This is a genomic window from Ruegeria sp. A4 (genome assembly GCF_056543025.1).
Genome location: NZ_JBQGAW010000011.1, coordinates 14,334 through 32,765 on the forward strand (window position 1 = coordinate 14,334; position 18,432 = coordinate 32,765).

Annotated in this window: 25 protein-coding genes; 16 read left to right on the forward strand and 9 right to left on the reverse strand. The window is 57.9% G+C overall.

The annotated features are described in order from the left end of the window. Window positions 1-45: 45 nt before the first annotated feature. From meaB to ACR0E2_RS19050, 4 genes are all read left to right on the forward strand, one after another. Window positions 46-1,017 carry a methylmalonyl Co-A mutase-associated GTPase MeaB gene (meaB, locus tag ACR0E2_RS19035; RefSeq protein WP_171229644.1) on the forward strand — a complete coding sequence of 324 codons (972 nt, stop codon included), beginning with the start codon at window positions 46-48 and terminating at the stop codon, window positions 1,015-1,017. Window positions 1,018-1,203: 186 nt separating this feature from the next. Beyond that, complete coding sequence (rpmB, locus tag ACR0E2_RS19040; protein WP_050603240.1) at window positions 1,204-1,491, forward strand: 50S ribosomal protein L28; 288 nt, start codon at window positions 1,204-1,206, stop codon at window positions 1,489-1,491. Window positions 1,492-1,898: 407 nt separating this feature from the next. Then, window positions 1,899-2,249 carry a hypothetical protein gene (locus tag ACR0E2_RS19045; RefSeq protein WP_480447536.1) on the forward strand — a complete coding sequence of 117 codons (351 nt, stop codon included), beginning with the start codon at window positions 1,899-1,901 and terminating at the stop codon, window positions 2,247-2,249. Between the two features lie 40 nt (window positions 2,250-2,289). After that, window positions 2,290-2,763, forward strand: a complete 474-nt coding sequence (locus ACR0E2_RS19050; RefSeq protein ID WP_480447537.1) for a copper chaperone PCu(A)C — start codon at window positions 2,290-2,292, stop codon at window positions 2,761-2,763. 92 nt (window positions 2,764-2,855) lie between these two features. On the opposite strand, the gene ACR0E2_RS19055 is transcribed toward ACR0E2_RS19050, so the two are convergent. Together ACR0E2_RS19055 and ACR0E2_RS19060 are read right to left on the reverse strand one after the other, a co-directional pair. Beyond that, on the reverse strand, window positions 2,856-3,464 hold the full coding sequence (locus ACR0E2_RS19055) for an HdeD family acid-resistance protein (RefSeq protein ID WP_171170744.1): 609 nt from the start codon (window positions 3,462-3,464) through the stop codon (window positions 2,856-2,858). A 61-nt stretch (window positions 3,465-3,525) separates the two neighbouring features. Continuing rightward, entirely contained in the window at window positions 3,526-4,224 is a 699-nt protein-coding gene (locus tag ACR0E2_RS19060; protein WP_480447538.1) for an NAD-dependent deacylase, read from the reverse strand. A gap of 28 nt (window positions 4,225-4,252) precedes the next feature. Here ACR0E2_RS19060 and ACR0E2_RS19065 point away from each other — a divergent pair, with 28 nt between their 5' ends. Further along, window positions 4,253-4,696: a low molecular weight protein-tyrosine-phosphatase gene (locus ACR0E2_RS19065; RefSeq protein WP_480447539.1), complete on the forward strand. Its 444-nt coding sequence runs from the start codon at window positions 4,253-4,255 to the stop codon at window positions 4,694-4,696. Here ACR0E2_RS19065 and ACR0E2_RS19070 read toward each other — a convergent pair. The 3 genes from ACR0E2_RS19070 to ACR0E2_RS19080 form a co-directional block, all read right to left on the reverse strand. Further along, on the reverse strand, window positions 4,693-5,646 hold the full coding sequence (locus ACR0E2_RS19070; RefSeq protein ID WP_480447591.1) for a LysR family transcriptional regulator: 954 nt from the start codon (window positions 5,644-5,646) through the stop codon (window positions 4,693-4,695). The genes ACR0E2_RS19065 and ACR0E2_RS19070 overlap by 4 nt on opposite strands. A 65-nt stretch (window positions 5,647-5,711) precedes the next feature. Then, on the reverse strand, window positions 5,712-6,020 hold the full coding sequence (locus ACR0E2_RS19075) for a hypothetical protein (RefSeq protein ID WP_171229650.1): 309 nt from the start codon (window positions 6,018-6,020) through the stop codon (window positions 5,712-5,714). A 2-nt stretch (window positions 6,021-6,022) separates the two neighbouring features. Continuing rightward, window positions 6,023-7,123 (reverse strand): Hint domain-containing protein, encoded by a 1,101-nt coding sequence (locus tag ACR0E2_RS19080; protein WP_480447541.1) that lies wholly within the window; start codon window positions 7,121-7,123, stop codon window positions 6,023-6,025. 161 nt (window positions 7,124-7,284) lie between these two features. Here ACR0E2_RS19080 and lepA point away from each other — a divergent pair, with 161 nt between their 5' ends. The 5 genes from lepA (at window position 7,285) to ACR0E2_RS19105 (ending at window position 11,691) form a co-directional block, all read left to right on the forward strand. Next, window positions 7,285-9,084, forward strand: coding sequence for a translation elongation factor 4 (gene lepA, locus ACR0E2_RS19085; RefSeq protein ID WP_171616209.1), 1,800 nt, complete (start codon window positions 7,285-7,287; stop codon window positions 9,082-9,084). 124 nt (window positions 9,085-9,208) lie between these two features. Continuing rightward, window positions 9,209-10,066, forward strand: a complete 858-nt coding sequence (locus ACR0E2_RS19090; protein WP_480447542.1) for a DUF2971 domain-containing protein — start codon at window positions 9,209-9,211, stop codon at window positions 10,064-10,066. A 341-nt stretch (window positions 10,067-10,407) separates the two neighbouring features. Further along, a complete protein-coding gene (locus ACR0E2_RS19095) occupies window positions 10,408-10,731 on the forward strand; it encodes a hypothetical protein (protein WP_480447543.1) in 324 nt (107 codons plus the stop codon). Between the two features lie 83 nt (window positions 10,732-10,814). Beyond that, a complete protein-coding gene (locus ACR0E2_RS19100) occupies window positions 10,815-11,135 on the forward strand; it encodes a hypothetical protein (RefSeq protein ID WP_170345061.1) in 321 nt (106 codons plus the stop codon). A gap of 106 nt (window positions 11,136-11,241) precedes the next feature. Further along, window positions 11,242-11,691 (forward strand): hypothetical protein, encoded by a 450-nt coding sequence (locus tag ACR0E2_RS19105; protein WP_480447544.1) that lies wholly within the window; start codon window positions 11,242-11,244, stop codon window positions 11,689-11,691. 100 nt (window positions 11,692-11,791) lie between these two features. Here ACR0E2_RS19105 and ACR0E2_RS19110 read toward each other — a convergent pair whose 3' ends face one another. From ACR0E2_RS19110 to ACR0E2_RS19120, 3 genes are all read right to left on the reverse strand, one after another. Beyond that, on the reverse strand, window positions 11,792-12,208 hold the full coding sequence (locus ACR0E2_RS19110) for a type II toxin-antitoxin system Phd/YefM family antitoxin (protein ID WP_480447545.1): 417 nt from the start codon (window positions 12,206-12,208) through the stop codon (window positions 11,792-11,794). A gap of 828 nt (window positions 12,209-13,036) precedes the next feature. Further along, a complete protein-coding gene (locus ACR0E2_RS19115; protein WP_480447547.1) occupies window positions 13,037-13,174 on the reverse strand; it encodes an entericidin A/B family lipoprotein in 138 nt (45 codons plus the stop codon). Between the two features lie 61 nt (window positions 13,175-13,235). Beyond that, complete coding sequence (locus ACR0E2_RS19120; RefSeq protein WP_152457343.1) at window positions 13,236-13,577, reverse strand: ArsR/SmtB family transcription factor; 342 nt, start codon at window positions 13,575-13,577, stop codon at window positions 13,236-13,238. Between the two features lie 368 nt (window positions 13,578-13,945). Between ACR0E2_RS19120 and ACR0E2_RS19125 the strand changes: the two genes are divergently transcribed. The 6 genes from ACR0E2_RS19125 (at window position 13,946) to ACR0E2_RS19150 (ending at window position 17,827) form a co-directional block, all read left to right on the forward strand. After that, on the forward strand, window positions 13,946-14,578 hold the full coding sequence (locus ACR0E2_RS19125) for an ATP-dependent Clp protease proteolytic subunit (RefSeq protein WP_117869644.1): 633 nt from the start codon (window positions 13,946-13,948) through the stop codon (window positions 14,576-14,578). Between the two features lie 131 nt (window positions 14,579-14,709). Then, window positions 14,710-15,978, forward strand: a complete 1,269-nt coding sequence (gene clpX, locus ACR0E2_RS19130) for an ATP-dependent Clp protease ATP-binding subunit ClpX (protein ID WP_171117645.1) — start codon at window positions 14,710-14,712, stop codon at window positions 15,976-15,978. A 194-nt stretch (window positions 15,979-16,172) separates the two neighbouring features. After that, window positions 16,173-16,535, forward strand: coding sequence for a RidA family protein (locus ACR0E2_RS19135; RefSeq protein ID WP_480447548.1), 363 nt, complete (start codon window positions 16,173-16,175; stop codon window positions 16,533-16,535). A 79-nt stretch (window positions 16,536-16,614) separates the two neighbouring features. After that, window positions 16,615-16,998, forward strand: coding sequence for an NADH:ubiquinone oxidoreductase subunit NDUFA12 (locus ACR0E2_RS19140; protein WP_152457346.1), 384 nt, complete (start codon window positions 16,615-16,617; stop codon window positions 16,996-16,998). A gap of 11 nt (window positions 16,999-17,009) precedes the next feature. Continuing rightward, entirely contained in the window at window positions 17,010-17,462 is a 453-nt protein-coding gene (gene mlaD, locus ACR0E2_RS19145) for an outer membrane lipid asymmetry maintenance protein MlaD (protein WP_152457347.1), read from the forward strand. After that, a complete protein-coding gene (locus tag ACR0E2_RS19150) occupies window positions 17,459-17,827 on the forward strand; it encodes a DUF2155 domain-containing protein (RefSeq protein WP_480447549.1) in 369 nt (122 codons plus the stop codon). The genes mlaD and ACR0E2_RS19150 overlap by 4 nt, the downstream gene beginning before the upstream one ends. On the opposite strand, the gene aat is transcribed toward ACR0E2_RS19150, so the two are convergent. Continuing rightward, complete coding sequence (gene aat / locus ACR0E2_RS19155; RefSeq protein ID WP_480447550.1) at window positions 17,782-18,414, reverse strand: leucyl/phenylalanyl-tRNA--protein transferase; 633 nt, start codon at window positions 18,412-18,414, stop codon at window positions 17,782-17,784. The two genes, ACR0E2_RS19150 and aat, sit on opposite strands and share 46 nt — an antisense overlap. Between the last annotated feature and the right edge of the window lie 18 nt (window positions 18,415-18,432).

Genomic DNA, 18,432 nt, shown 5'->3' on the forward strand with positions numbered 1-18,432 from the left:
CCCCCGAGCGCGGCAACTATTCCTGCCTCTAGGATCGGGACAAGAATGCAGACAGACAGCCTCAGCGACAGGATTTTGAAGGGCGAGCGCCGGGCGCTGGCCCGCGCGATCACTCTGGCGGAAAGCAACCGCGCCGATCATCGTGCACAGGCCAGCGATTTGTTGGCCCGGCTCGCAGGGTCAGGGCGTCAGGCGCTCCGGATCGGTTTGTCGGGTACGCCCGGGGTGGGCAAGTCCACCTTCATCGAAAGCTTTGGCATGATGCTGACAGGGCAGGGGCTGCGTGTCGCGGTTTTGGCAGTCGATCCCAGCTCTGCCCGTTCGGGCGGCTCGATTCTGGGGGACAAAACCCGGATGGAACGCCTGAGCCGCGAGAAGAACGCCTTTATCCGCCCCTCCCCCAGCCAGAGCCATCTCGGGGGCGTTGCCCGACGGACGCGTGAGGCCATCGCCCTATGCGAGGCCGCAGGCTATGACGTGGTGCTGATTGAAACCGTGGGCGTCGGGCAGTCCGAAACGGTGGTGTCCGAATTGTCGGACCTGTTCCTGTTGCTGTTGGCCCCGGCGGGTGGGGACGAATTGCAGGGTGTCAAACGTGGCATCATGGAGATGGCCGATATCATCCTGATCAACAAGGCGGATGGCGACCTGAAGGCCACGGCGACCCGGACATGCGCAGACTATGCCGGTGCGTTGCGATTGCTGCGCAAGCGCCCGCAGGATCCCGAAGGTTTCCCCAAGGCAATGACCGTTTCAGCGGTCGAAGAACAAGGGCTGGAGCAAGCCTGGCACGAGATGCAATTCCTGACCCGGTGGCGCCGCGACAACGGTATCTGGGAAGCCAACCGGGCCGCCCAGGCGCGATACTGGTTCGATCAGGAAGTCCGCCATGCCCTTCTGGCCCGGCTCGACACGCCGCAGGCCAAGGCCGAGATGGAACGCCTGAACGCCGAAGTCTCGGCCGGGCGTCTGAACCCGGCCCGCGCGGCCGAAAAACTGCTTGGCACGCTGAGCTGACGGGGTGAAAGGGGGCAAGGTTTCAAAGGCGGGCGCAAAATGAAAGAATTCGTTCGGTCCGTCTTGACCCTTCCTGCGATTCCCACTACACGCATCCAACCAGTTTTCGGGCGCGACTTCGGGTTGTGCCCCTTGTGATTTGGCCGAGGGCTTTGTGCCCGGCCTCCAGAAACAAAGGAAGAAACCATGTCGCGCCGTTGCGAACTGACCGGAAAAGGCCCGATGACTGGCAACAATGTCAGCCATGCCAAAAACAGAACTCGTCGTCGTTTCCTGCCGAACCTGAATGACGTTACCTTGCAGTCCGAAACCTTGGGCCGCGGCGTGAAGCTGCGCATCTCGGCAGCCGCCCTGCGTTCGGTTGACCACCGCGGCGGTCTGGACGCATTCCTGGCCAAAGCCAAGGATGAAGAACTGTCGGCGAACGCACTGAAAGTGAAGAAGGAAATCGCCAAGGCGCAAGCCACGGCCTAAGCCTTATCGCTTGTTGATTTTCAGGCCCTGCACCTCTGAGGTGCAGGGCTTTTTCGTTTTGAGCCGCCCGCCGCCGCCTTGCATTGTTTTCAATTTCGAAATTATTTTTCGCCATTGGTGAATTGCTTCACATACGGAAAGCCGAATCTGACCTATCGTCACTGCCATTCATCAGGCGGGGGCCTCACTATGACGTTAAAAAGTTTCTACCTTTTCCTGTTTCTGGCCGCGGTTTTTCGCAAAGCAATTTCGGCTTGTACGCGGATGCAGCGCAGGGTGAATCGTTCCCACACCAGCTTCAATACAAGCAAGGTGAAACGACCGGGAATTGATTACTGAAACCAGCTTCAAGCGCGACCCTTTGGCGCTTGAAGCTACTCTGCTGACTGACCTATACCCGGGTCAGGATGAGACCAGCCATATCACGATTCCTGCCTTATGTTCTGTCCCTGCTTTTGGTTCTGACCGGGCAGGGCCTTGCCGTGTCCCGCGGCATGGACAAGGCCGTGGGTCAGATGGTGTTGTGCACAGGCACCGGTCCGGTCGTTGTCTACATGGACGAAGACGGACAGCCCACCGCGCCACCGCATTACTGCCCGGATTTCGCACTGTCCCTGATGGGCGCGGTCGCCGTTGCCCAGCCGCCCATGCCTATGGCGCCAGAGCGGGCGCAGATAGCGCCGCTGCGACATCTGGTCAATCAAATCGCCTTGCCGGTCCCCGGCACCCCGGCGCGCGCGCCGCCTGTACGTGTTTGAAGACACTACTTTTTCAAACCTACAATACAGGAGAGGCACGATGTCCCTCAAAACTACTCTGTTTGCAACCCTGGCCGCCTTTACCCTGGCCATGCCCGCTTTTGCTGAAGGCACTATCAAAGTTGATGACGCCTATGCCCGGTCGTCGGGAAAGACCGCCAAGGCAGGCGCCGCGTTCATGATGATCCAGAATCTGGGCGATGCGGACGACCGTCTGGTCGGCGTGACGTCGGATGCCGCTGCCCGGGTTGAACTGCACACCCACAAAGTCGACGACAATGGCGTGGCCAAGATGGTGCATGTCGAGGAAGGCTTTGCCATTCCGGCAGGTGAAACCCACATGCTGAAACGTGGCGGCGACCACGTGATGTTCATGGGGCTGACCGAACCGTTCGAGCAGGACGCCATGGTTCCGGTGACGCTGATCTTTGAAAAGGCTGGCGAGGTTGAGATCGAAATCCCGGTCGATCTGGAGCGTCAGGACATGGGCGGACACGGATCTCATTCGAACTAGGGCAACGCCTGTCTTCAGGCCGCGCTGCGGCCGTCATCCATGCGTCAGGCCGGGCATTGCCCGGCCTGTTGTTCCTGCGGTCACCGCTGGTGCTATTTGTTGACGGTTTTCATACCGACACGGTCACCGGCCCGGCGGAATCGGGACGCCAGCCAGAACATGACCGCGGCAATGGCCAGCGCCGAAAAGGCGATGCCCCATCCCAGCGCAACAAGCGCGACCGCTGGCCAGATCATCAAAACAAGCCCGACCACAAGCGCGACAAAACCCGAAACGCGCATGGAGCCGCGTTGAGGGTCTCTCTCGTGCATTTGCCCGGATGCCGCAAGCGAACCGATCCCGATGATCAGCGCCCATGCGCCCATCAGGAAAAAGGCCAGTTTGACCGTCCCTTCCGGCCAGATCAGCAGGACAAGCCCGATCAGAAGCGCACCGATTGCAGCCCCGCCCATCACCCCGCGACGCCCAACGCCCAAGAGCGTCAGGCCACCATCGAGGATCAGCAGCACACCAACCAGCCGCAGCAGCAACGCGATGCTGCCAGACGGCCAGAACAGTGCTGCAATACCGACAAGCCCGGCCAGTATTCCGCGCAGCAGAAAGGTCCACCACAGGCTGGAAAGCTGCTCTCCCAGCATGTCGCGCCCGGCCATGCTGCCTTCATCCAGAATTTCACCGGTCCGGGGGTCCTGATCCGTCATTTCTTGTCCTCCAGTCGTTTCGGGGACAGTCTAACCGAATTAAGCGAGTGTTGTCTGTACTTTAACTGTGCGGCGCAAGCAGGTGCCCGACCCATCGCGGAACTGTCTGGGTCGCTTTGCCGACAAGTCTTTCATCAAACCCGGATGCGCCCGGCGACGGTTCCAGATTGATCTCGATCGTCCGAGCGCCCGCCGCCTGTGCCTCGTGCACGAACGCTGCCGCCGGATAAACCTGACCCGAGGTGCCAATGGCGGCAAAAAGCGACGCGCTGGTCAGGTGGTCATAAATCTCGTCCATGTAATAGGGTATCTCTCCAAACCAGACCACATCGGGCCGGGCCGTGGGGCGCGCACAGGCGGGGCAGGATTCCCCAACCGCCATTTCGGGCGGGGCGGTCCAGCGATGGCCACAGGCTGAACACAGCGCGCCCGCCAAAGTTCCGTGCATGTGGATGACATCCTTTGCGCCGCCCGCCTCGTGCAGGCTGTCCACGTTCTGGGTCACGATCACGACGTCCCCGGGCCAGTCCCGTTGCAGCCGGGCCAGTGCTTCATGAGCGGCATTGGGTTGAACCCTGGCGGCCTGAACCCGCCGCGCATTGTAAAACCCTTGAACCAGTGCGGGATCGCGGGCGAATCCTTCCGGCGTGGCTACATCCTCGATGCGGTGCTGGACCCATAATCCACCCTCATCGCGAAAGGTGCTCAACCCGCTTTCGGCGGATATTCCGGCCCCGGTCAGAATCACGATCTTTTCCATTTCTCCTCCGCGCGGTACAGCATGGTACATGTCACACCGTATCCTCTTTGTCTGCCTGGGCAATATCTGCCGCTCGCCTGCGGCAGAGGGCGTTTTTCGCGCCCGCGCGCCGCATCACGTAACCGATAGTGCCGGAACCATGGGCTGGCATGCGGGAAAACCGCCCTATGGCCCGATGCAGGCAGCTGCGAAGGTCAGGGGAATCGATCTGGGCGACCTGCGCGCCCGTCAGTTCACCGCTGCCGATTTCGACCGCTTCGACCTGATCCTGGGCATGGACGCCAACAACATCGCGGATATCGAGGATCTGCGCCCCGCCGGCAGTGACACCCCGGTGCGCCTGCTGACCGATTTCGCCCCTGAAGCCGGCGCTGATCATGTGCCTGACCCATATTACACGCGGGATTTCGATGGCGCTCTGGATCTGATCGAGGCGGCGGTCGAGGGGCTTGCCGCCCATCTGGACAGTTAGCCGCCGATCACCCGCAGCGATCCGCTCAGCCAGGGCAGTTTGGCCAAAGCCGGGTCAACGATCTGGTTCTGCATCAGACGCCGTGTCATGCCCGCCACCTCCTGCGGCACCTGATCGGACCAGCCCGTTCGCGCCAGCAAGGATATGCTGCGCGAGAAATCCCCAAACGGGGCAGGCTGGGCCTCCAGCCCTTCATGGAACCGCGCGGCGCGCATGAAACCCAGCGGCGTCGTGATCGCCCAACCCAGACCCCGTGCAACCATGGCCATCAGCGCCATGTGCGAGCCGATCTCGAACCGTTCCTCGAACTCCTGCGTGCCGCGCGCCATATGCGCCTCGATCTGCCGGCTGATCAACTGCTCGCGGGCATAGCGCAGATACGGCAGGCTGTTCTGTGCCGCCTCCACTCCGCCCGCCCCCTTAGGCGCAACCAGAATGAACGGATCCCGGACCAGAGGGTACTCGACCACCCCCTCCAGCACTTCTCCGCTATGGGCGGTGACGGCCATATGCAGGCGTTGTTCGGCCAAGGCCTCGAACAGATCGAGGCTCGACAAGGTGATCAGTTTGAAATTCGATCGGGTCAGACTGTCTGCCAGCAACGTGGCCAGCCGCGGGGTCAGATCATTGTCGAAGTCGTCGATCAGCCCGATGGACAACGTGGTCAGATGCCCCAAATCCATGACCGACAATTCGCTTTGCGCCATTTGCAGCTCGGCCAGAACCGCCTCGGCGCGGACCAGAAAGCTGCGCCCGGCCTGTGTCAGGCGCATCGGTCGGCGCCCGTGATCGACCAGTTCGGTGCCCAGAGCCTTTTCCAGATTGCGCAACTGTTGGGAAACGGATGGCTGGCTGAGCCCCGTGATCTCGGCGGCCTGTGCCACCGATCCCGTCCGCGCCAAAGCCTCGAACACCTCAAGGCCCCGCAGGGTCAGCCCTTTCATCACCATAAGATACACCTTTCGCTGCGCCTTTCTGGGGCGCAGCGCGGATCAGGTCAAGGTTTCAGAAGGGCTCAGCTACAGATCGCCTGCGCCATCTGGCCAAAGTTCTGATACCGGTCCCACAGCGCATCGTCGCGCGCGGTCTGCGACATCTTCAACTCCTGCGCCTGATGGGGGTCGGTGAACCATTTGGCCACGGTTTTCTGATCGCTGCGGGTAAGCGCCTGATCTGCTACGCGCTGGATGCAACTGCACCGATCCCGCGTCGCTGCTGACCGGTCCGACGCCAGACATGCCCGCTTGATCTGCGCCGCATCCGCAACCGGAGCCACCGCCGTCAGCGATGCCGCACAAAATGCGATTAAGAGGAACTGTTTCATGCTCATGCCTCGTTTTTGCCTGCCCGGAGGGATCTTGCGCCCCTCTCGGTCTGCGGCGGAGTATGAATCAAACTGGAGTTTGGATCAACGGACAAGATGCTGTTGATCAGGAATGTTGCCTCTTTTCTCTTCAGCGTCAGCCTCGCGGTTTCAACGGCATATGAATCCTGATCGACCAGGCTGCGAAAGAACAGATCATCCGGGTTCTGGCCACTGGTGGATGGTGCCAGCAGCAGGCTTTCGGAAATTGCTCCGTTGGCGTTAATGACATTATGTGTTTCAAGCAGCAGATGATGGTAAATTGCACTGTTTTTTCTGCACAATGTAGCAACGCCCGCATCAACAAGGCTGATGGCTGGAACAAACACTTCGTTCTCTGCACAAAGGATTTCAGCCAAAGGGTGCGTGACCAGCATTCTGTGTTGCTGTGACACTTTCAAAGGCGCGAAATTCGAAAGCGTTCCCTCGGGAATTTCGACCATTCTGAAACGTCCGGCTGTGATGACAGCCTGTTCGCCCGTCCAGATGACAGGTAGATAGCCATTGTCACGGGTCCAAATCTCATCACCCGGCTTCAGCATTTCGATGGGGCGGTATCCGGATTCGGTTTCGATCAGTGTCCCACGGCAGTAGCAAATGGGGCTGACATATGCGTTTGATGCGAAGCTTGGGCCTTCTTGCGTACTGACGACCGTCAGAGGCACTCCGGCTGGTGGAAACTGTCCGGGTCCGCCGATGAATGCGATGCCCTCGACGGTTCCATATGCCGGTGATGAGTTGTTCACGTTGAACGCAACCGCCTGCCACGTGGTTGTCCCATCTGTCAGCGTAATACCATATTCGGCTTCAACACGCGTGCCGCTGGCGAAAAGCGTACCATCGATTGTCTGATCGCCGTTTAACCGCTGATTGCCATCATTGTCGGAAAAGTTGGTGTCCGATCCGGCATCCGTGATAAAAACTTCGGTCGCGGCGCGCGAATTGATGGTAATCGTCTCACCAATAAGATGTATCCCCGTGCCCTGATTGATCCCGTCCAGACCCTGCGCCACAGAGACGGACAATTGACCTTCACCCAACACAAAGATCGAATAATCGGCCAAGTCTTCCCTGCTTTCTGTTTTTGAAACGGCCAGATGATGCGATCATCTTAACTATTCACTGATTTCGGGTAAATGCCGCTGAACAGAAAGGCGCGGGTGGGACCTTTTTTGCAACGCTTCAACGCTTGACGAGGGGCAAAACTCCCGACATATCCCACTCCATGACAGACCTCGCTCATATCCGCAATTTCTCCATCGTCGCGCATATCGACCATGGCAAATCCACCCTTGCTGACCGGCTCATCCAAGAGACCGGCACGGTCAAGGACCGCGACATGAAAGAACAGCTGCTCGACAGCATGGATATCGAGCGCGAGCGCGGCATTACCATCAAGGCCAACACGGTTCGCATCGACTATACCGCCGACAATGGCGAACAGTATGTGCTGAACCTGATCGACACCCCCGGCCATGTGGATTTCGCCTATGAGGTCAGCCGGTCGATGCGCGCGGTCGAAGGCTCTCTGCTGGTTGTGGACTCGACCCAAGGAGTTGAGGCGCAGACACTGGCGAATGTCTATCAGGCCATCGACGCGGATCATGAGATCGTGCCGGTGCTGAACAAGATCGACCTGCCCGCGTCCGACTGTGACCGCGTGGCCGAACAGATCGAGGACGTGATCGGCATCGACGCGACCGATGCCATTCAGGTTTCCGCCAAGACGGGGCAGGGCATCCACGAAACTCTGGAAGCAATCGTGCAACACCTGCCCGCACCGAAGGGCAATCTGGACGCGCCTCTCAAGGCGATGCTGGTGGATTCGTGGTACGACGCCTATTTGGGCGTCATCGTTCTGGTCCGCATCATGGACGGAACGCTGAAAAAGGGCATGCGGGTCAAGTTCATGTCGAACGGCACCCTGCACCATGTCGACCGCGTCGGCGTCTTCCGGCCCGAGATGGAGATGGTTGACAGTCTCGGCCCCGGTGAGATCGGCTTCCTCACCGCATCCATCAAACAGGTCCGCGACACCCGCGTCGGCGACACCATCACCAATGACCGCAACGGCACCGAAGAGGCCCTTCCGGGCTTCAAACCCGCGCAGCCGGTGGTGTTCTGCGGCCTGTTCCCGGTGGACAGCGCCGAATTCGAAGACCTGCGGGATGCGATCGACAAACTGGCGCTCAACGATGCCAGCTTCAGCTTTGAAATGGAAACTTCGGCCGCACTTGGCTTTGGCTTCCGCTGCGGCTTCCTGGGCCTCTTGCACCTCGAGGTCATCCGCGACCGCATCGAACGCGAATATGATATCGAGCTCATCACCACCGCGCCGTCGGTGATCTATCACGTCTACATGAAAGACGGTGAGATGATCGAGCTGCACAACCCCGCCGACATGCCCGACCCCTCGAAGGTCGACCATATCGAGGAACCGCGCATCAAGGCGACCATTCTGGTGCCGGATGAATACCTGGGCGACGTGCTGAAGCTGTGTCAGGACCGCCGCGGGATCCAGCTGGACCTGACCTATGCAGGCAGCCGCGCCATGGTCGTTTATGACCTGCCGCTGAACGAGGTCGTCTTTGATTTCTACGACCGCCTGAAATCGGTGACCAAGGGCTATGCCTCGTTTGACTACCAGATGACCGGCTATACCGAGGACAATCTGGTCAAGATGTCGGTGCTGGTGAACGATGAACCGGTCGACGCGCTGTCGACCATGGTTCACCGCGACCGGGCCGAGATGCGGGGCCGGGCGATGTGCGAAAAGCTCAAGGACCTGATCCCGCGCCACATGTTCAAAATCCCGATCCAGGCTGCCATCGGAGGCAAGGTCATCGCGCGCGAGACCCTTTCGGCCCTGCGCAAGGACGTGACCGCGAAATGCTACGGCGGCGACGCCACGCGGAAACGCAAACTGCTGGACAAGCAGAAGGCGGGTAAGAAAAAGATGCGTCAGTTCGGGAAGGTCGATATCCCTCAGGAGGCGTTTATTTCAGCGTTGAAGATGGACAGCTGAGGCTGTCCGTTTTTCCGGCGAGTGGGTGAAAGTGGTTGGCGCAGCCAACTGCGTGCCCACAAGACGGGTTTGATGTATGCCTCAGTGAAACAACAGCCTGTACTAACGCTCAATCTTGGTTGCCATGAATGATTACCCAATCCCCTCGCGATTATACCGTTACAGGTCGTGCGCTACTGATTACTTTGAAGATGAGTTGCGGGCAGTAGTCGAACGTCAAGAGCAGTTTTTCTCTTCAGTCAAAAGCCAGAACGATCCTTTTGATTGCAATCCGAAATTTGTCGCTTCATCTGATCATGAACTATTGCAACTATATGAAAAGATAGGAAAGAAACATCTAGTTTCTATGGGTGTATTGAGGGAACACTATCCCAATTTGAGCCGTGCGGAACTTCGACGGCTGCAGAAGCGAGACTTTAGTGTCTCTGCTTCAAATATTGCCAGCTCAAATCCCACACTCGAACAGTTTGTTAACGAGATTCGAACCGGTTCTCGGATTATCTGTCTTTCTGAAACATGGAACAATCCGCTTATGTGGGCCCACTATGGAGCTGGTCACAATGGTATTGTTTGGGGGTTCGAGCCTGATGTGGACACCGCTATTGAGAGCGACTACGACATACCGCTTAAGGTCCGTTACGTCGAAAATCGGCCAACGCTAAAGACCACTGATTTAGTCTGTTGGCTGGAGTCTGAAAGAATAACCGATCCTTCACTAGCTTCTCAGGGTTATGACGCGTTTGACGCACTTGTTCTCACTAAACCGAAAGTTTGGGAGTATGAGGAAGAGTGGCGCGTACAAGTGCGCTTTGATGGTCAAGACGCATACAAAAAAGTTCCGTCTCTCCAAATAAGAGAAGTTCTTATCGGAGCACGTGTTGAGACGGAAAAGGCTTCCTTAGTAGAAGAAATATGTGGTGATAAAGTGCCTGTATTCAGGGTCGGAATGGACTCGCAGAGTTTTGAGTTAATAAGGCTCTAGTACGGTTGGGCGCGATCGCTTCATACTGTGCTGCAGTCAACTAAACCTCCTCGCTTGGCGGCACCGCCGGGCTGCGTCGATCCGCCCCCGTCAAACTGAGGGTTTTCCTCCGGCAAAAACAGGCCGCGCGTTTGCGCCCCGGGGCTCCGCCCGTTCGCGGCTGAATTCGTCCACTGGACGAATTCCGAGACGCCGCTTACCCCCTCGGGCCGGCGCTTCCCTCCGGCTTGGCAATCGCACAATTTCTGAAATCCAACCAAAAGTGCTAGACTCCCCACATTCCAAACAGATTTTTCAAAGAGGGAAGTGTTATGGATCAGACTTTGCGTTCAAGAACGTCTATGGGACGTCTGGATCATTACTACTACATCATGCGGACGACAATTTTTGCCTATGTGGCGCTCGCCGCCATTATCGGGTTTGGCGCTCAGGGCATTTCGCTGGTTCTTATCGTTCTGGTCATTGCCACTGCGGCCTATGGCATTCTGGCAGGCAGCGCCGCTCTGGCCGATGTCGCGAACTTGCGCGACGACATGGATGAGGACATGGCGGCGTCGAATTTTGGCAAGGGCGTCAAATCCCATAACCTGAAAGGGCTGATCCTGACGTCAAATGTATTGCTCGGTCTGATTGGGCTGTCCGAACTCATCGCAATCGTGTTCTGACCGGAGTCTGTGACCAACCTCACAGCCTCAACTTCGCCCACCTGCTAATGTTGACGCAACGGCAACCTCGGCAGGAGGCCCCTATGTCCACATCGCTCATCCCTCTCATCGCCCTCGGGTCGGCGGGTCTCTATTCCGTTGCCATGATCTCGATGAAGTTCTGGTGGAAGATCCCCGGTGTTGGCCTGACCCTTCTGATTGTTGCCACGCTGCTGGCCGCCGCGACGCTGGAACTTGCCGCGCTGCGCAACGAACGATTGGGCATCATCTATACCGGCATTCTGGGGGCCGAGGTCGTGCTGATCGCCATCGCCTCGTATTTCCTGTTCGGCGAGAACTTTTCCTATCGCGAGGGGATTGGCATCGCGCTGGTCATTGTCGGGACAGCTCTGGCCTGGGCCTGAAGCCCCATTCTAAGCCGCCGCTGAACCAATCATGAAGTTTCCCTTAAGTAAGTTGTAACCCGCCCGGGCGCTCCCAATCTGTTGACCAGACAGAAGGAGAGAGCCCATGACCAGATATATGACTGCCGGAGCAGCCGCTTTGGCCACGACCCTCGCCCTTGGAACGGCCGCGCTGGCCGATAACACGCCCGACCTGCGCGGCACGTGGCTGGGGTCTTACACGACCGTCCAGCCCAGCCATTACTACAAAGGCGATCAGCCCCGGTTCAATCAGGCCGAATGGATGCTGGATGTGCAGCTTCAGGACGGCAACGTTTTCTGGGGGCACAGCAAATGGCGTCGCGATGGCGATACCGACTGGAATGAATACGAGGCCACCGGCACCATCAGCCTCGATGGGACGGGCAGCATCGGCATCGTCGAAACCTCACCTCTGCTGATCGGCGCGAATGCGTTGATCGATGCGCGGTACGAAGATGGCAAGATCTTTGCCGATTTCCGTAGCCTGCGGAACGGAACGACCTACAGCACCGTTCTGGAACGTCAGGTGAACTGAAGCGTGTCCGGCTCGGGCGATTGTAGGGGGTAAGTATCGCTGCTGCAATTTTGACTGCGGCGGAGGTTAGTAGGTTGCCACGCGCGGGTCGGACCGCTTCTCAAAAACGGAACCATCGTCTCCACAGCGAGGAGACGGGCCGGGCGGCCAGTTCACCGCCTGCGACAGGATCCAGACCACCCCGCGCAAGAATGCGGCGTTCCTCGGCACGGGTCATCTGGATTTCGCGAACCTTCAGCGCGGCTTCGCGCGCGGTGACATAGCTGCCGTCCGGTCCCGGTTCCATTCCGGGGATGTTGCGCCCCCGCGACCACATCCCGCGAATGCCCGACAGCGGATGTTTCCACCCGATTTCGTCATCATCCTGCAAATGCCAGATCCGCTTCGCTTCGGCGACCGAGACCAGAGCGGCCAGCGGTTTACCGTGCCGGGTCAGTGTGATCACTTCTCGCGGGTCCTGTGCGCGGGTGACCAGAGCGCCCAAATGGGCGCGCGCATGGGAAATGGTGCAACGCATCGGCGAATCTCCGTATGTACGATTCGAAAGATTGGTGGTCCGAGAGTTGTACAAACCCCGCAATTCTCAACTAATGGCGCGTGCGGTGGCCTTTGCGCCCGCAGCATTGGGCCAAAAACCGGGCTCAGGTTCAGGCCTGAAAATGTCCCGGGACAAACAGGCGTGGAGTCGAAACTTCTCGGATTATCCACAAAGATTTCCCGGCAGATACCAACAGTTTATCCCCGTCTAATTTTCATGCTGCGGTGCTATTTTCTTGTCAGATACAAGGCGTGCTGCAACAGTCTGAGCACCACACAGGTTCTTAGGAACCGAAGGTGGGGCGCAAAGGCCCGGGGGTCTTGGCAGAGAGACTGGATCTTAGGATTTGCGTTGAACTGCAATGGCTTACCGGTGGGTGATCAGCCGAGTGAGGGTCTCGTGCCCAAGTCGGATGGCTACCTTCTCAGAAGGCCGATGCACGCTGTGATGTCCTTTCGGGGGCAATGCAGCCGCCGCAGCTTCTCAGGGGGCTGTGGCAACTGGATCGGGTGCTCTTCGGAGCGCATCGACCCGGTAAGGCGTCAGGAGTGTCCGAAAGGATGCATGCAAAGACCGCGTCTGCGCACCTGGCGCCTTTTCCTTTGCCGGATTTCGGTTTCATACAGGCTACCACTCACCCCTGCCGAAAGGGACCGGGGCTCTTCTGCGTGTGCGAAAGAGCCCCGATTTAGCGTCAGATGATGCAATGCCGCGTCTATGCACCTGTAAGGGAAAGCTACCGCGGCATGCCATGTCTTTCAACTATATATTGAGAGAAGGCCCGCGTGCGGCGCAAAATAACGTGTATTACAGGCTTTCCTGCACGTCGGTTGCTGCGCCTTGGATGGCATCTCCGGCTTTTTCGATATCCTTGCCGGCGCCTTTGGCGGTTTCGCAGGCAGTCAGTGCAAACAGGCTCAGGCCCATCACAATTACGCGGATCATGTTCGTCTCCTTGGTGCTCGATTGTCTTTCGGTAGCACCTTTTAGCAGCCGGAGCCAGTTCCTAGGTCCGGTCGTCGCTGCAGAAGAGCTCGTAAACGACTTCGAGCATGCGGCGGGGACGATCATCCGCCAGACGATAATAGATGGCTTTGCCTTCCCTGCGAGGTATCACCAACCCTTCAAGTCGCAGACGGGAAAGTTGCTGTGATACAGCGGCTTGTCTGGCGGACAGCAATTCTTCCAGTTCGGTGACGGATTTTTCACCGGACACCAGATGGCAGAGGATCATCAATCTGCCTTCGTGGCTTATTGCCTTGAGAAAATTGGAAGCGCGTGTCGCGTTGGTGACCATGCGGTCAAAATCTTCTTTTGACATGTCATTGGACAGCTGAGGAAGTGCCATCGATTGAGTTCCTTGCAAACCCGTTGGCCGGGTGTTGTTTCCGTTACGTAAAGAGACGTGAGTGTGAGGCCCTTCACTACATGTTTCGTACATTCATTTCTATATGTATGAATCAAAATAGCGTGATGTATGAAAGGGGAATTCGGATTGAACGTTCCCGCAACGCGAGGGGGCAGATGATTCACTTTAAGGCGATCTGCGGATCGTTGCCGGAAACAACAGATGGTTCGCCTTGACGATTGATGATGATCGACATTCGGTCAGCGTTCTCACTTGCCCCCCTTGCAGCCCCCCTTAGCCGACACTAAGACTCAGGTAACACTTGTTGGGATATTGTCCCGATCCATAGCTAAACAGGCAGGTTACGAATGTTCGATCCCGTAGAAACCTACATGAATACACTTGTTCCCATGGTCGTTGAGCAGACCAGCCGGGGCGAGCGCGCCTATGATATTTTCTCCCGCCTGCTGAAAGAGCGGATCATATTCATCAACGGACCGATTCATGATGGGATGAGCCATCTTGTTGTGGCGCAATTGCTGCACCTCGAGGCGGAAAACCCCAACAAGGAAATCTCGATCTACATCAACTCGCCCGGCGGGGTGGTGACCAGCGGTTTGTCGATTTACGACACAATGCAATACATCAAGCCGAAATGTTCCACATTGGTGATCGGTCAGGCGGCTTCGATGGGCTCGGTCCTTTTGGCCGGGGGCGAGAAGGGAATGCGCTTTTCACTGCCCAACAGCCGCATCATGGTGCACCAGCCCAGTGGCGGATACCAGGGCCAGGCCAGCGACATCATGATTCACGCGGCCGAGACGCAAAAGCTGAAGGATCGCCTGTATGACATCTACGTACGTCATACGGGGCAGACGAAAAAGGCGGTCGAAAAAGCGCTGGATCGTGACAATTTCATGAGCCCGGAAGAGGCCAAGGAATGGGGTCACATCGACGAGATTGTCGAAAACCGAGCGAAAATGGACACGGAAGAGGCCTGAGGCCGATACCCCGCGTCACCGGCGCGGGGGTCATTTTGAGATTGTAGCCGCCAGAGTGCTGGCCTAAGCTGCACACACAGGTGTAAGCGCCCCCGAAAAGGGGCGCAGGGACGAAGCCCGAAAGGTAGATCATGGCGACGAATTCAGGCGGCGATGGTAAAAACACGCTCTACTGCAGCTTCTGTGGCAAAAGCCAGCATGAAGTCCGTAAGCTGATCGCAGGCCCCACAGTTTTCATCTGTGATGAATGTGTTGAGCTGTGCATGGACATCATCCGCGAAGAGACCAAGGCCAGCGGGCTGAAGTCATCTGACGGTGTTCCGACGCCCAAGGATATCTGCGAAGTACTGGACGATTATGTAATCGGTCAGGCCACGGCAAAGCGGGTTCTGTCGGTGGCCGTTCACAACCATTACAAGCGTTTGAACCACGCTCAGAAAGCGGGCAGCGATATCGAGCTGGCAAAGTCGAATATCCTGCTGATCGGTCCGACCGGTTGCGGTAAGACGCTGCTGGCGCAAACGCTGGCGCGTATTCTGGATGTGCCGTTTACCATGGCCGACGCGACGACCCTGACCGAAGCCGGCTATGTGGGTGAGGATGTCGAAAACATCATCCTCAAGCTGTTGCAGGCGAGTGAGTACAACGTCGAACGCGCGCAGCGCGGCATCGTCTATATCGATGAGGTCGACAAGATTACCCGCAAATCCGAAAACCCTTCGATCACGCGTGACGTGTCGGGTGAGGGCGTGCAGCAGGCGTTGCTGAAACTGATGGAGGGGACAGTGGCCAGCGTCCCCCCACAGGGTGGCCGCAAGCATCCCCAGCAGGAATTCCTGCAAGTGGACACGACGAACATTCTGTTCATCTGTGGCGGTGCATTCGCGGGTCTGGACAAGATCATCGCGCAACGTGGCAAAGGCTCGGCCATGGGCTTTGGTGCCGATGTGCGCGACAATGACGACCGCGGTGTGGGTGAGATATTCAAGGATCTGGAACCCGAGGATCTGCTGAAATTCGGACTGATCCCGGAATTCGTCGGTCGTCTGCCGGTTCTGGCGACGCTTGAGGATTTGGATGAAGACGCGCTGGTGACCATCCTGACCAAACCCAAGAACGCATTGGTCAAGCAATACCAGCGTCTGTTCGAACTGGAAGATGTTGAGCTGGGATTCACCGATGACGCGCTGAAAGCGATTGCCAAGAAAGCCATCGAGCGCAAAACCGGTGCGCGCGGCCTGCGGTCTATTCTCGAGGATATTCTGCTGGACACCATGTTCGAACTGCCGGGCATGAAAAATGTCAGCGAGGTTGTGGTGAACGAAGAGGCGGTGATGTCCGACGCGCAGCCGCTGTTCATCTATGCCGATGCGGCCAAGGAATCGGCCTCAGCGGGCTGAGGCCGGGCTATTTGCCGCGACGGTGGGACTTCACTTGAACCGGTTCAGGGGGCTCTGCCCCCGCTGCCCTTCGGGCATCCCCCCGGGGTATTTTTAGCCAGATGAAGCTGTGGATCCGTCGCTCGCACATGAGTGTCGGTGCAGTTAGGCGGCGGAAGCTTAAGCAAGATTTCGAACAACAAAGGTGACGGATTATGGCAGTGAAGCGCATTTCTTCGGGCGGTGAGTTCGAAGCCAAAGTCGGGTACTGCCGCGCAGTGGTTGCGGGCGGCTGGGTTCATGTCGCCGGGACCGTCGGGCAGGGCGAGAACGTGGTGGCGCAATGCCGGTCTGCGCTGGACATCATCGGTAAGGCGCTGGCTGAGGCGGGCGCAGGCTTTGACGATGTGGTTCGGGTCACCTACATGCTGCCCGATCGCAGTGAGTTTGAGCCGTGCTGGTCGATCCTGGCCGAAACTTTTGGCACCAATCCTCCGGCAGCGACAATGATCGAATGCGGTTTGATTGATCCGAAATACAGGATCGAGATCGAAGTGACCGCCTTTCTGCCGGAGTGACGCAGGTGGTATCAGGGGCACTGGACCTTGGCGGGCCTTTGGTCCATACCTTTCTTCGACGAAATGCCGGAGGCACCCGATGGGAATCCTGAACAGTCTTTTGCGAGCCGTGACCTGGTGGAATGGGTCAACTTTGAACACTCAGATCTACACTGCACGCAAGGGCGTGAAAGTGGGCGAAGACAATGAAGGCAACGTGTTCTATCGCAATGCCGATGACAGCAAGCGTTGGGTTATCTTCAATGGCGAGGCCGAAGCCAGCCGGGTTGATCCTGAATGGCATGGTTGGTTGCATCGCACTTGGGACGAACCTCCGACAGATAAACCGCTGCCGCATAAATCCTGGGAAAAACCACATCAGGAAAACCTGACTGGCACCGCGCTGGCCTATGCTCCTGCCGGATCTCTGCGTCGAGCGGAACCGGTTGAACGTAAGGACTATGAGGCCTGGAGCCCGGAATAAACGAGGCGATAATGTCGACCCATAACTGGACCGAAGTTCTTGTCGGCGGCGTCGTTTTGGCCGGTGCTGTGGCATTTGGTGTCTATGCCAGCCAATCAACGGGCTTGTCGCAAGGGGCTGCTGGATACGAACTGGGCGCGTCTTTCAGATCTCTGGAGGGTGTGGGTGTTGGCACGGATGTGCGCCTTGCCGGCGTCAAGATCGGAACCGTTACGGGCGTCACCCTGAATCCTGAAACCTACCGCGCTGACACGACTTTCACGATAGCGGACGGAATTCTGGTGCCGGACGACAGTGCCATTGTCATTTCCTCAGAAGGTTTGCTGGGGGGCAATTTTGTCGAGGTGATGCCCGGTGGGTCGCCATTCTACTTTGAACCCGGCGATGAGATCGAGGATACGCAGGGCGCGGTCAGCCTGATTTCTCTTCTGGTCAAGTTCGTAGCCGGAGACGGCAGCGAATGATACGCGCCGCGTTTCTTGCCTTGTTGCTGGCCGCCACAGGTGCGGCCGCGCAGCAGAAAGTTCAATCTGGACCCGGGGCAATGCTGCGGGGCCTGGACAAGGTGAACGGCCAGACCGTCGATGTTGAATTGAAGACCGGCGAGACGGCAGCGGTTTTTGGGCTGGATGTTGCCTTGGGAGATTGTCGTTATCCCGTGGACAATCCAACGGGTGACGCGTTCGCCTATCTGACCATCTGGGAGAGCGGGAAGGCCGATCAGCTGTTTGACGGTTGGATGATCGCAACCTCCCCTGCGTTGAACGCGCTGGATCACGCGCGTTATGACGTTTGGGTCATACGGTGTATCACACCTGCCGCCGACTGATTCAGCGGTGCCGAGAAATCGGCGCTGTGGTTCAAGGCCTCTTCCAGCTCTTTCTTGTAGGCGCCGCGCGGAATTTCGATTGCGCCCAAAGAGGCCAGGTGCGCGGTCAGAAACTGCGTGTCAAACAGACGGAAGCCGGTTTGCCGCAGGCGGTCCACAAGATAGGCGAGGGCGATTTTCGAGGCGTCTTTGCGTCTTGAAAACATGCTTTCGCCGAAAAATGCCGCGCCCAGGGTCACGCCATAGACGCCGCCCACCAGGTTGTTGTTTTCCCATACTTCCAGTGAATGCGCATGCCCGGTTTGGTGCAACTGACGGTACAGGTCATGAAGTTCGGCGTTGATCCAGGTATCTGCCCTGTCGGCACACCCGTCGACGACGCCGGAAAAGTCCTGGTCGATCGAGATATCGAACCCGCAGTTTCGGATACGGCGCGCCAGGCTTCGGGAAATGTGGAAACCGTCCAATGGAAAGACGCCGCGAAACTTGGGATCGACCCAAAACAGCTCGGGGTCATCGCGATGCTCGGCCATCGGAAAGATACCGATGGAATAGCCATGCAACAAAAGTTCGGGGGACAGGCTCATGTCAGGTATGAGGCAACC